Origin of the sequence: Winogradskyella wandonensis, assembly GCF_004346845.1 — a bacterium.
Taxonomy (GTDB): domain Bacteria; phylum Bacteroidota; class Bacteroidia; order Flavobacteriales; family Flavobacteriaceae; genus Winogradskyella; species Winogradskyella wandonensis.
This window is the reverse complement of the sequence record NZ_SMGI01000003.1, coordinates 285,901-298,687: the sequence shown is the minus strand read 5'-3', so window position 1 is coordinate 298,687 and position 12,787 is coordinate 285,901. Positions and strand designations below refer to the sequence as shown.

General features: G+C 34.3%; 15 protein-coding genes. 2 read left to right on the top strand and 13 right to left on the bottom strand.

The window, feature by feature from the left end:
• Positions 1–80 precede the first annotated feature (80 nt).
• A complete protein-coding gene (locus tag DFQ05_RS10675) occupies positions 81–1,130 on the bottom strand; it encodes a ligand-binding sensor domain-containing protein (protein WP_132705390.1) in 1,050 nt (349 codons plus the stop codon).
• 235 nt (positions 1,131–1,365) lie between these two features.
• On the opposite strand from DFQ05_RS10675, the gene DFQ05_RS10670 reads away from it, so the two are divergent.
• Entirely contained in the window at positions 1,366–2,655 is a 1,290-nt protein-coding gene (locus DFQ05_RS10670; protein ID WP_132705389.1) for a DEAD/DEAH box helicase, read from the top strand.
• Positions 2,656–2,800: 145 nt separating this feature from the next.
• Positions 2,801–3,025, top strand: a complete 225-nt coding sequence (locus DFQ05_RS10665; RefSeq protein ID WP_132705388.1) for a VF530 family protein — start codon at positions 2,801–2,803, stop codon at positions 3,023–3,025.
• On the opposite strand, the gene DFQ05_RS10660 is transcribed toward DFQ05_RS10665, so the two are convergent.
• The 12 genes from DFQ05_RS10660 to DFQ05_RS10610 form a co-directional block, all read right to left on the bottom strand.
• Positions 3,022–3,912: a YitT family protein gene (locus tag DFQ05_RS10660; RefSeq protein WP_132705387.1), complete on the bottom strand. Its 891-nt coding sequence runs from the start codon at positions 3,910–3,912 to the stop codon at positions 3,022–3,024. The genes DFQ05_RS10665 and DFQ05_RS10660 overlap by 4 nt on opposite strands.
• A gap of 11 nt (positions 3,913–3,923) precedes the next feature.
• Entirely contained in the window at positions 3,924–4,379 is a 456-nt protein-coding gene (locus tag DFQ05_RS10655) for a tRNA (cytidine(34)-2'-O)-methyltransferase (RefSeq protein WP_132705386.1), read from the bottom strand.
• Positions 4,369–4,593: a hypothetical protein gene (locus DFQ05_RS10650; protein ID WP_073082088.1), complete on the bottom strand. Its 225-nt coding sequence runs from the start codon at positions 4,591–4,593 to the stop codon at positions 4,369–4,371. Before DFQ05_RS10650 ends, DFQ05_RS10655 begins: the two co-directional genes overlap by 11 nt.
• Positions 4,594–4,664: 71 nt before the next feature.
• On the bottom strand, positions 4,665–4,808 hold the full coding sequence (locus DFQ05_RS13715; protein ID WP_199221992.1) for a hypothetical protein: 144 nt from the start codon (positions 4,806–4,808) through the stop codon (positions 4,665–4,667).
• A gap of 101 nt (positions 4,809–4,909) precedes the next feature.
• Positions 4,910–5,677, bottom strand: coding sequence for a tryptophan synthase subunit alpha (gene trpA, locus DFQ05_RS10645; RefSeq protein WP_132705385.1), 768 nt, complete (start codon positions 5,675–5,677; stop codon positions 4,910–4,912).
• Between the two features lie 78 nt (positions 5,678–5,755).
• The gene (trpB, locus tag DFQ05_RS10640) at positions 5,756–6,937 is read right to left on the bottom strand and encodes a tryptophan synthase subunit beta (RefSeq protein WP_132705384.1); all 1,182 of its coding nucleotides are present in this window, start codon (positions 6,935–6,937) and stop codon (positions 5,756–5,758) included.
• Positions 6,921–7,574 carry a phosphoribosylanthranilate isomerase gene (locus DFQ05_RS10635; protein ID WP_132705383.1) on the bottom strand — a complete coding sequence of 218 codons (654 nt, stop codon included), beginning with the start codon at positions 7,572–7,574 and terminating at the stop codon, positions 6,921–6,923. Before DFQ05_RS10635 ends, trpB begins: the two co-directional genes overlap by 17 nt.
• Positions 7,571–8,356, bottom strand: a complete 786-nt coding sequence (trpC, locus tag DFQ05_RS10630; protein WP_132705382.1) for an indole-3-glycerol phosphate synthase TrpC — start codon at positions 8,354–8,356, stop codon at positions 7,571–7,573. The genes DFQ05_RS10635 and trpC overlap by 4 nt, the downstream gene beginning before the upstream one ends.
• A 111-nt stretch (positions 8,357–8,467) precedes the next feature.
• Entirely contained in the window at positions 8,468–9,460 is a 993-nt protein-coding gene (trpD, locus tag DFQ05_RS10625; RefSeq protein WP_132705381.1) for an anthranilate phosphoribosyltransferase, read from the bottom strand.
• A gap of 277 nt (positions 9,461–9,737) precedes the next feature.
• A complete protein-coding gene (locus DFQ05_RS10620; protein WP_132705380.1) occupies positions 9,738–10,310 on the bottom strand; it encodes an anthranilate synthase component II in 573 nt (190 codons plus the stop codon).
• A 313-nt stretch (positions 10,311–10,623) separates the two neighbouring features.
• Positions 10,624–12,030, bottom strand: coding sequence for an anthranilate synthase component I family protein (locus tag DFQ05_RS10615; protein WP_132705379.1), 1,407 nt, complete (start codon positions 12,028–12,030; stop codon positions 10,624–10,626).
• Positions 12,031–12,219: 189 nt separating this feature from the next.
• Positions 12,220–12,786, bottom strand: a complete 567-nt coding sequence (locus tag DFQ05_RS10610) for a YceI family protein (protein WP_132705378.1) — start codon at positions 12,784–12,786, stop codon at positions 12,220–12,222.
• Position 12,787: the final 1 nt, after the last annotated feature.

Here is a 12,787-nt window from a genome sequence, read left to right as displayed (position 1 = left end):
TATGAGCCAAAATCCTCTATTTTATTATTGTCTCGCTTATTTTTTATATACATTGTTAGTTTTAGCTCTTTTTGTATTCGTTATTTTATGAATTTTTCAAATGCTGTTCCATTGAATTTATATGCTCCATTTTTGTGAGTCCCAAGCCAAAGGTCACCTTTGTTATCTTTGTATATGCTGAATAAGGAAATCTGTTTGGAATTTTCTTTAACGGCATAATGTGTAATTTTCGCTCCATCATATTTCCAAACACCATCGAGATAGGTTACAAACCACAAATTATTATTGTTGCCTTTTACAGTTGATAGATATTCGTCTAAATTGCTGTCCTTTTTCCCGTCCAAACCACCTATGCTTTTGTGTCTTGTATAAAATGTATTACTTTTTAATGTTGTGCTGTCGTAAACACTGTAACGGTTTTCGGTATTGAACCAAAAGTCGCCATTTTTGTCTTCCGTTATTGAACGTACACCATTAGCTCCTTCGTTTCTAAATTCTGTTACATCTTCTTCAGTAATCCATTCAAACGATTTTCCATCATATCGGCAAACTCCGACTGGGTTTGTGCCAAACCAAATGTTTCCTTTTCTATCTTTATAAATGCTATAGATATCAAATGGAACCAATAAATTCGGTGGGTTTGGGAACTGCAATTCAAATAATGTAATGCCATCATAGCGATATACTTTTCCGGTATTTCCATAAGAATATTTAAACCACATATCCGTGGGTTCAAGTTTCCAATTTTCACTAGGAACTGCCTTTAAAGTTGCGAATGTTTTTCCGTTAAACTTTGATATTTTAGAAGTTGCGTTTGCACTAGAAAAATAAATGTTGCCAAATTTATCTTCTTTTATTTCGTCAATTCTGTTATTAAGTAAACCGTGTTTTGTTGTGTAATTAACTAATTCTTTTCCATCGAATTTATATACTCCTGTTTCCCAACTACCAAACCAATAATCGTTCTTACTGTCTTGAAAAATTACCATTACGCTATTACCAAGTTCAGACACAGTATTGCCCTTAACAATGTTTTCAGTTTTTACTTGTTTGTTTGAGGTCTGTCCATCACAAGATGTCAATAAAACCAATGTGTTAAAAAAAATAAATATGTTCAATTTTACTTTCATCTGTTTGATAATTTTTTGCTCGTCCTTGAGTTACAGCTATTGCTAAGATAAGACTTGTTAATAATGAACTATATCGATTATGACTTCGACGAGCTGCGCCTATTATAAATGAAAGTTAGAAGAAATATTTTATAAAGTCAAACAAATAGACAGTAAAGCAAAAATAAGCCCTACATTCGCCAAAAACTAAAAGGAGTGACCTAAATACATAGAGTTTGCTTCAAAATCTATATTTATGTCATTTCAATCTTTAGGTCTTTCCGCACCTATTCTCAAAGCAATTTCAAAAAAGGGTTACGAAACACCTTCACCCATACAAACCAAAGCCATTCCGCCAGTTTTAGAAGGCAAAGATGTGTTAGCATCCGCACAAACAGGAACTGGAAAAACCGCAGGTTTTACCTTGCCTTTGTTACATTTATTATCTCAAGCTGAAGCACCAAGACGTAGAAACGTTAGAGCTTTAATTTTAACGCCAACGCGGGAGTTAGCCGCTCAGATTTATGCGAATGTTAAAGATTATTCAGAATTTTTAGATATCCGTAGTGCTGTGATTTTTGGTGGTGTTAATCAAACGCCACAAGTATCAAATCTAAAACGCGGTGTTGATGTTTTGGTGGCTACACCTGGACGCTTATTAGACTTAGAAAATCAAGGTTTACTGTCTTTAAAACATGTCGAAATTTTTGTTCTAGACGAAGCCGACCGTATGTTAGATATGGGTTTTTTACGCGATATTGAGCGTGTGATGAAGATTATTCCTTCTAAACGCCAAAACTTAATGTTTTCGGCAACATTTTCTAAGGATATTAAAAAGTTGGCGTATTCAATATTAAATAATCCTGTACAGGTCGAAGCGACACCAGAAAACACAGCTGTTGAGGTTATTGAGCAGAAAGTATATCGTGTAGCAAAAACCAAAAAAACAGGATTAATCATTAAGCTAATTTCAGAAGGTGATTGGCAACAAGTCCTAGTATTTACTAGAACTAAACATGGTGCTAATCGTTTGACTAAAAAAATGGTGAGTTCAGGAATTACCGCAGCAGCTATTCACGGTAATAAAAGTCAAGGTGCACGCACCAAAGCTTTAGCTGGCTTTAAAAGCGGGAAAATTAGAGTATTAGTCGCAACCGATATCGCCGCTCGTGGTTTGGATATTCCTTTATTACCTCACGTAATTAATTTTGAATTGCCAAATATTTCTGAAGATTACGTACACCGTATTGGACGTACTGGTAGAGCAGGAGCAAGTGGTGAAGCCTTATCATTGGTAAGTGCGGATGAGACGTCTTATTTAAAAGGCATTGAGAAATTAATCGGACAAAAAATTCCAGTTGAAATTATTGAAGGTTTTGAACCCGACCCAAATGCATCGACTGAGCCTATAAAACCTGGTCAGAACAGACAAGGTCAATCTCGTAGAAATACTAAAACTAAAAGTGAAGGTGGCGGTTCTAGCTCAAAAAGACCAAGTCGTAATCGCAGTAGAAATCGAAGACGTAATGACGATAGTAGAAATTAATAGAAGTACATTTTAAAAATCAATCACTCTGACGGTTTCGAAGATTTCTGTTACACTGAGCTTGTCGAAGTGTGTTATAATTAGGTTTGGCGTCTTCGACAAGCTTAGACCGACAAATTGCTATAATTTATATTTTTAAATAGTAATGGAAACACAACCCAATAATCCACTTCACGGCATAAAACTGCAACAAATTGTTGAAGATTTAGTAGCGCATTATGGTTGGGAATATATGGGACATCAAATAAATATTCGTTGTTTTACACATGACCCATCGGTAAAAAGTAGTCTAAAATTTTTACGCCGGACGCCTTGGGCTAGAACAAAGGTGGAGAAGATGTATTTAAATATGTTGGAGAAACGTCGTTAGACCTTAGGTAATACTTTGTTTTTCTTTTTATCTAAATAATGCCTTAAAACGCCTCCTTTTACATTATTTACGTCGAACTCTACGATAAATGCATCGTCATCTATAGTTTTTACAATGCGATGCATTTTTTTAATATCTATACGATTAATAATCGAGTGAATGATATCAAAATCTTCATATTTCCCTGAGTTGCCAACACCACGAGTACCTTTATAAAGTGTCATGCCTACACCTAAATCTTTAATAATGGCGCTTTCGATTTCTTCATATTTTTTAGAAACTATAGTCACCCCAATAAAATCTTCAAAACCTTCAATGGTTAGGTCTGTAACTTTAGCTGTAACGATATATGTAAGTATAGAGTAAAGTGCAACTTCGACAGAAATTAAGTAAGCGGTAATACTAAATAATATAATGTTGAACAGCAAAATGACCTGTCCAATACTAAATCCAAACTTATCGTTGAGATAGACCCCTAATATCTCTGAACCATCTAAAACAGAACCGTTTCTTATGGCAATGCCAATACCAGCGCCTAAAAACAAGCCACCAAAAATTGAGATAAGCAATTTGTCTTCTGTAATAGTACCAAAGTTTTCAAAATGAATGAATAAAGCCAAACCAATTATGCTAATTATGGATTTTATGACAATACGTTTTGAAACTGTGTAATAGCCTAAAACTAAAAAAGGAATACTAAAAGCAATAAGTAAGACCGAAACATCAATATTTAGCTGTGAACTTACTAAAAGTGCAATGCCAGTAACACCACCATCTAAAAATCCGTTGGGTAACAGAAACGCTTTTAAACCAATACTTGCCAGAACAATGCCTAGAGCTATTTGTCCGTATTCTGAAATTAGATTTCTTGTTCTAGAGAATTTCAATATCTGCTGATTTAATGATGTAATTGTCGTAGTCCTTCGTAGACTATAATACTAACGGCATTGGCTAAGTTAAGACTTCTTATGTTATCGCTATACATTGGTATTTTAAAAAGCTGGTCTGCGTGTTTTTCTGTGATTTCTTTTGACAGTCCTACAGATTCTTTACCAAATACTAAAAATAGGTCATCCTCAAACTTAATATCCCAATGACTTTTAGTACCGTGACTACTTAAAAAAGCCATTTTTTTATCACTGTTTATTTTGAAAAACGCATCCACATTGTCGTAATAGATAACTTCGAGATGTTGCCAATAATCAAGTCCAGCCCGTTTTAGGCGTTTATCGTCTATTTCAAAACCAAAGGGTTTTACTAAATGCAAACGAGAACCAGTCGCTAAAGCTAAGCGGCCAATATTACCAGTATTATTTGGAATTTCGGGTTCTATGAGGACAATATTAAGCGCCATTGGTCTTAGTGATTTTAATAATTAACAATCGTAATAATAGAATAAATGGAAATCCGTGAAGCAGAACATCAAAATAATCCATAATAGCCATACCATTACCACCGCTACTCAGCCATCTTAGTTTCCCTACTATATGTGGTTCAGGTAAAAATGGTGCTAAACCTAAGGTTAAACAAAGGAGAATAATAACACGCCAATTGTTGAGTAGTTTCATGAAAAATAGTAAAATAAAAAAGCCTATTCAAATGTAAGAATAGGCTTTTCGTTTTTATGTGAAATAGTAGATTATTTTTTTACCTGCTGTTTTTTTATCGTGGCTTTGTCAATATCAAAATCGTTGGTATCTTGATTAATATTTGCCGTTGGATTTGTTGGATTTGTTTGCGTTTTACTTGTTTTAAATTTCTTTCTGTCTTTTATCATTCCCATAGTTTAATTGTTTTATTAAGTTCAATTTTAATATAAGAATAATAAGCTGTTTTCTCTGCCAAGGTTCTCTTAAAACTAATACAACAACTGTTAAAATCTATCTATTTTCCTAGTATTGGCGATGTAAAATGCTCTAAATTTTCAATGCCGTTCGCCGTCACGTATTTTATAAATGCACTTCCTATAATCGCACCCTTGGCGTGTTTTGTAGCTTGCGTAAAAGTGTCGTTATTAGAAATACCAAAACCTACGATTTGCGGATTTTTTAAATTCATGTTAGAAACTCGAGTAAAGTAGTCTTCTTGCTCATCGCCAAAGCCAGATTTCGCTCCCGTTGTACTTGCTGAACTCACCATGTAAATAAAACCATCCGAAACGGAGTCGATGTACCTAATACGTTCTTCTGAGGTCTGAGGAGTTATTAGAAATACATTGATAAGTCCATACTTATCAAATGTAGATTTATACTCATCATGATAAACATCAACTGGTAAATCAGGGATAATTAATCCATCGATGCCAATCTCCTGACATTTTTTACAAAATGCTTCTACACCATATTGAAGCATGGGATTAAAATAGCCCATGATAATTAGAGGAATAGACACCGTTTTACGTATATCTTTTAATTGCTGGAATAACAGTTCACTTGTCATGCCATTTTTTAATGCTCGTGTCGAACTATCTTGAATGGTTGGACCATCGGCCAATGGGTCACTAAATGGTAATCCTATCTCTATCATATCCACACCACTTTTCTCCAAATTTTGAATAGTGTTTACCGTATCATTAATATTTGGATAACCTGCCGTGAAATATATAGAAAGCAACTTTTTGTCTTCTTGTAATTTTTGATTTATTCTGTTCATATTTATTTCTCGCGAATGCGGGATTTTTTTTAATTAAACTTCAATTTATGAGATACTGAATCGAGTTCAGTATTCAAGCTAAAGCTTGAAATAATCAATATAATTCTGTAAATCTTTATCTCCGCGACCTGATAGATTTAGTACGATGATGTCTTCAGGCTTAAAGGTTTTATGTTCAAAAACGGCTAGTGCATGAGATGTTTCTATAGCAGGAATGATACCTTCTAATTGTGATAGTTCTAAACCTGCAGTCATTGCTTCATCATCTGTAATGGAAATGAATTCTGCGCGACCAGTTTTATACAAGTTAGCGTGCATTGGTCCAACGCCAGGATAATCTAAACCAGCTGAAATTGAATAAGGCTCTGTAATTTGTCCGTCGCCCGTCTGCATCAACAACGTTTTACTACCGTGAATAATACCTTCTTTTCCTAGAACAGAAGTTGCGGCACTTTCACCTGTGTCTATGCCTTTTCCTGCAGCTTCAACGGCGATGATGTTTACATCTGTATTATCTAGATAATGGTAGTACGTGCCAGCAGCATTGCTTCCGCCACCAACACATGCAATTAAATAATCAGGATTTTCGGTATCTTCTTTTTCTAATAGTTGGTTTTTTATTTCTTCAGAAACCACGGCTTGAAAACGTGCCACCATATCTGGATATGGATGCGGTCCTACAACACTCCCAACAATATAATGCGTGTTAACTGGATTATTAATCCAATCACGCATGGCTTCGTTTGTGGCGTCTTTTAGAGTTCGACTTCCTGATAATGCAGGCACAACTTTGGCGCCGAGCATTTTCATTCTTGCAACGTTTGGTGCTTGGCGTGCAATATCAACTTCGCCCATATAAACCACACATTCAATACCCATTAATGCACAAACTGTCGCCGTGGCAACACCGTGCTGTCCTGCACCGGTTTCGGCTATAATTCTTGTTTTACCTAGGCGTTGTGCCAAAAGAATTTGACCTATAGTATTATTAACTTTATGCGCTCCGGTATGGTTGAGGTCTTCACGCTTTAAATAAATTTTGGTATTGTACTTTTCAGATAAGCGCTTCGCGAAATACAAAGGAGAAGGACGACCAACGTAATCTTTTAATAGTCGGTGAAACTCTTTTTGAAATGATTCTTCGGCAGTGATTTTTAAATAATTCTGACGTAATTCTTCAATATTTGGATATAGCATTTCAGGAATGTATGCACCTCCAAATTCGCCATAATAGCCTTTGTCGTTAATGTTGTAGCTCATATTTAAATTTTTCTAATTCATTAATGTTTTTTAATCCGGGCTCAAGTTCAAACTTGCTGTTGACGTCAACAGCATAGCAATATTTTGAAGCTGGACTTTTTTTGAACGCTTTTATTTTTTCGACTTCATTTAATCCAATTCCTCCACTTAAAAAGTAGGGTGTAGTTGAAGGGTAATTTTTTAACACATCCCAGTTAAAGGTATAGCCGTTTCCACCTGGTAGTTTTCCTTTGGTATCAAATAAAAAGTAATCGACTATACCTTCGTAAGGTTTTAAGATATCAAAATTGAAACTGTTTTTTATACTGAAAACTTTAATTAATTCAATCTTTTGATGAGATGCTGAATCGAGTTCAGCATGACAAAACGTTTTGAGTTTGGTGCAATATTCTGGAGATTCATTTCCGTGTAATTGTACAGCTTGTAAATTATGTTTCTCTACTAAATTGATAACCTTATCTAAGCTTTCGTTTACAAAAACCCCAACTTTTTTAATTGAATTTGGTAGTTGCGGAATTTTACCATCAAAAAATCGTGACGACTTATCGTAAAATATAAAGCCTAGGTAGTCTGGATGCAATGCTGCAACAGCTTTTATATTTTCTTGATATTTCATTCCACAAATCTTCAGTTTCATGATTCCAATTTTTGAATGAATTCCGTTGCGCTTGCTCCGGGATTTTCTGTTTTCATAAAATTCTCACCAATTAAAAACCCTTTGTAGCCATAAGGTTTTAATTCTTTTATAGCTTCAACCGAGCTGATGCCGCTTTCGGATACTTTTACAAAATCATCAGGTATGAGTTGGCTTAGTTGTTTTGAGGTTTCTAAACTGACCTCAAAGGTTTTTAGATTTCTGTTGTTTACACCCAACATGTCCAAAGATGGCATAATTGATTTATGTAATTCAGCTTCGTTATGAACTTCTAATAACACATCAAGATTTAGTTGTTTTGCAAATTCTGAAAATTGCTTTATTTCATCTCTAGTTAATATGGCTGCGATGAGTAGAATCACATCTGCGCCGTAGGCTTTTGCTTCTAAAATTTGATACTCATCTATGATGAATTCCTTTCTCAATAAAGGCAAATTAGAACTTGCTCTTGCAACGAGTAAATCGTCTAAGCTTCCACCAAAATATTTTCCGTCAGTTAAAACGGACATACCGCAAACGCCAGCATTTTCATAGCCAGAAGCTACATCTTGCACATTTAAGTTGTGGTTAATTACTGACTTTGATGGTGAACGTCTTTTGTGCTCTGCAATGATACCACTTTTGCTGTTTCTAAGTTTATTAGATAAAGAAATGGTTTCTCTCTCAAAAAGAACGGATTGTTCTAATTGTTTTGTTGGAATTATTGACTTACGTAAGTCAACTTCTATGCGTTTGTCTTTTACTATGTTATCTAAAATGTTCATAGGCCTATCCCTAACCCTTTCCGAAGGAAAGGGAACTACTCTTTATGTTTAAAATTATGTTTCACTTGCATCTCAAAGTCCTTCCCTTCGGGAAGGATTTAGGATGGGCTTTTATTTACTTATTTCTATCAATTTGTCTAAACTTTGCTTTGCTTTTCCACTTAATAAAGATTCTTTTGCCAGTTCAAAACCTTCTTTATGTGATATTTGTTTGCGTGTAGCTATTGCCAAACCTGCATTGGTACACACGACATTGTTTTGTGCTTCTGTTCCTTTTCCGGCGATGATATTAACGAATAAATTTGCTGCGTCTTCAATAGTTTCTCCACCAAAAATTTCAGATGGCGCAATGGTTTTTAAGCCTAAATCACTCGGAGAAAATAAGGTTTCAGAATTATTTGAAATTAGTTTTGCTTTTCCTGTTAGCGAGATTTCGTCATAACCATCTAAAGCGAAAATAATGTTATAATTGGTATTTGTTTTTTGATATAGAAAACTGTATAATCGCAGTATTTCCAAATTATAAACACCTAATAATTGATGCTTTGGGAACGATGGATTTACCATTGGTCCGAGCATATTAAAGAATGTTTTAACGCCTAATTCTTTTCTTATTGGAGCTACATTTTTCATTGCTGGATGAAATAGCGGTGCATGTAAAATGCAAATACCAGCTTGGTCTAAACAACGTTTTAGAAAATCTTCATTATTTGAAAATTTGACACCCAAATGCTCCATTACATTAGACGAACCTGAGGTTGAAGATACACCGTAATTACCATGTTTAGAAACCTTAATTCCTGCGCCGGCTGTCACAAATGACGATAAAGTCGAAATATTAAAAGTGTTTTTGCCATCGCCGCCAGTTCCTACAATATCTATAGCATTGTAATCGCTTAAGTTTATCGGAATGCAAAGTTCTAAAAGTGCATCTCTAAATCCTTGAAGTTCTTCAATCGTAATACTTCGCATCATATAAACCGATAGAAAACAAGCAATCTGACTTGGGTTGTACATATCGTTGGATATGTTAACGATGATTTGCTTAGCTTCTTTAGTTGAAAGCGTTTCGTGAGCTATAAGTCTGTTTAATATTTCTTTCATTTGTTTTTCTTGTTATGTTCATTTTGTCTTGATACAAAACGAACCAAAAAATCACAATCAAAATGAGGAAATTGCTGAAGCACCAATCGCTTTCAGAACTTCGTGCTTGATGCTGCGCCTCGCATCTTCGTTCTTTATTTCTGCATTTTGATGTTTTTCGACCATGTCGAAATTCAGGTCATTAAATTTTACTTATTCTTCGTTTAATTCTATCTTTTTTCATTCTTGCTAACTGCTAACTGCTAACTGCTAACTGCTAACTGCTAACTGCTAACTGCTAACTAATCAACCAATTCTTTAAAATTTGTTTCCCGCTAGGCGTTAAAACCGATTCTGGATGGTATTGTACACCTTTTACGTCGTACACTTTATGGCGTAATGACATGATTTGTCCATTCTCGTCAAATGATGTCGCTTCTAGACTATCTGGTAAATTGGTATTGACAACCCACGAGTGGTAACGACCAACTTCGAAAGTTTTGTCTAAACCTTTAAATAAAGTTTCGTCATCAACTGATAGCGTTACATTTGTGGCAACACCATGAAAAACAGTGTCTAAATTTTCTAATGTTCCGCCAAAAACTTCACCGATAGCTTGTTGACCAAGGCAAACGCCAAGTATACTTTTTGTAGGTGCATATTTTTGAATAATCGCCTTTAATAACCCAGCTTCATCTGGAATTCCAGGTCCAGGAGAAAGTACAATTTTATTAAAATTGTCCACTTCTTCTAAGGTTAATTTATCGTTTCGTTTTACTGTGACTTCACAGTCTAAATCTTCTAAATAATGAACCAGATTATAAGTGAAACTGTCGTAATTGTCTATGACTAAAACTTTTTTGTTTTTCATATTAAAATTTTATTAACCTTCATTTTGTCTTGATACAAAACGAAGCAAAAAATCACGGTCAAGCCGAGGAATTTTCAGTTCTGCAAACTGAAACCGAATCGAAAACTCCGCGTTATTCAAACTTTAAAAGCTTGAATTCCTGATTTCGGAGCTTTTCTCATCTATTCTGCGCCTTGACGCTCAATTCTTTCGAATTGATTTGGGACTTTCTTATCTGTTTTTTCTGTTCTTCTGTTTATTTTTTTGCTTTCTTAATTTCTAATTTCAAATGCTTCCAAAATCGTAAATCTAATATCGTTAATCTTAAATCCAATTATATTTCTTTTGCAAGTTCAATGGCCTTATTTAATGCGCCCAACTTGTTATATACTTCTTGTTTTTCGCTTTCAGGATTAGACCTAGATACTAATCCCGCACCAGCTTGCCAGTTAAGTTTATAATCTTTACTTAAAAATGTTCTAATCATTATGGCATGATTAAAATTACCTTCAAAATCCATAAAACCTATAGCGCCACCGTAATACCCACGACTAGTTTTTTCGTATTTATCTATCAATTGCATGGCTTTGTGCTTTGGAGCACCACTTAAGGTTCCTGCTGGAAAAGTATCTGCTACAACTTGCATGGTTGAGGTTTTATCGTGTTTTTGACCAGTAACTTTACTCACCAAATGAATGACATGAGAGAAGAATTGCACTTCTCTATAAGTTTCTACTTTTACATTATTTCCGTTTCGGCTTAAATCATTTCTAGCTAAGTCGACAAGCATCACATGTTCGGCATTTTCTTTCTCATCGTTTATTAATTCTTCTGCAAGTATAGCATCTTTGCTATCATCTCCAGTTCTTTTAAAAGTTCCAGCAATTGGATGAATTTCGGCTAAACCGTTGGTAACAATTAATTGTGCTTCTGGAGAACTTCCGAAAATTTTGAAGCTTCCATAATCGAAATAGAATAGGTAAGGCGAAGGGTTTATGCTACGCAATGCACGATATACGTTAAAATCGTCACCTGAAAATTCTTGAGTAAAACGACGTGATAATACCAACTGAAACACATCGCCACGAGCACAATGCTTTTTTGCTAAATCCACGTGTTCTAAAAACTCGTCATCTGTTAGATTCGATTCAATGTCGCTTTTAGTGTTAAAGTTAAATGACGCAAAATTTTGAACATTTATCAGTTTGTCTATCGCTTCAATATTATTTTCAGCACCATCAGGACAATGTGCGAAAATATAAGCTTCATTTTTAAAATGATTTATGGCAATGATATTCTGATACACTGCATAATATATATCAGGAATTTCAACTGAATTATCTTTTTTAGAAATCGTAATGTCTTCAAAATATTTTACTGCATCATAAGCCGTATATCCAAAAATACCGTTGTTTATAAACTTAAATTCTTCTTCAGAATTTGTATTGAAACGCTTTGTAAACTGTTGTAATTCTTCAACTACACTTACGGATTCATCAATTGTTGTTTCAGTAGAACTTCCATCAGGGAAATTCTGGTAAATAGCTTCCTTTTCAACCTTAAAATAAGCAATAGGATTACAACAGATATAAGAATAGTTTTTCTGGCTTTTATGATAATCGCCACTTTCTAATAAGATACTATTAGGAAACTTGTCACGGATTTTATAATAAACAGTTACAGGCGTTATGGTATCTGTTAGAATCTTTTTGTAATGTGTACGTAGATTATATGTTTTCATCAGTTTAAAAGAAAAAAGGCTTGTCGTGAATGACAAGCCTTTTAGTATTTTAGTTAACACAATGGACTATTTCACGAACGTTTCGTTAGTAAAATTCCACCACCATGTTTTATTTGTTTGCATTTTTAATTAATTTCTTGTCAAATATAGAAACGATATTTTTTATTTCAAACAAATTTTAAGAGATTATTAGAAAACTAATTTTACGTCAAGCTCAAAATCGTCATAGATGGCTTTGTCTTTTAAATCATTGAAGAAGCTAGGAGAACCATATCTAACATCGAATTTAGAACGGTCTACAATAACTTTTGCAGTTGCTGAGTTGCCGTCCACAACCATTGTAAAATTAATTGGGTTGGTGATGTTTTTAATAGTTAAGTCACCAGAAATTTCATAGTTTTTGTCATCTAGTTTAGAGGCATTAGTGATAGTAAATGTTGCTTTACCATGTTTTTCTACACCAAAAAAATCGTCTGATTTTAGGTGGCCTTCTAAATTAGCTTTTCCTTTTCCTTCTAAATCAGTTACTGTGATAGTTGTCATGTCTATAACAAAGTTTCCGCCAGAAAGTGTTTTTCCATCGAATTGTAATACACCACTTTCTAAGCTAATTGTACCTTCGTGTTGTCCAGTTACTTTTTTTCCTGTCCAAACGATAGAACTTTCTTCAACATTAACTTGTTTCTCTTTTAATAATGTAAACGAGAAAAATGAGATTGCTAATACAGCAACAAATAGGGTTTTTAAATTTTTCATT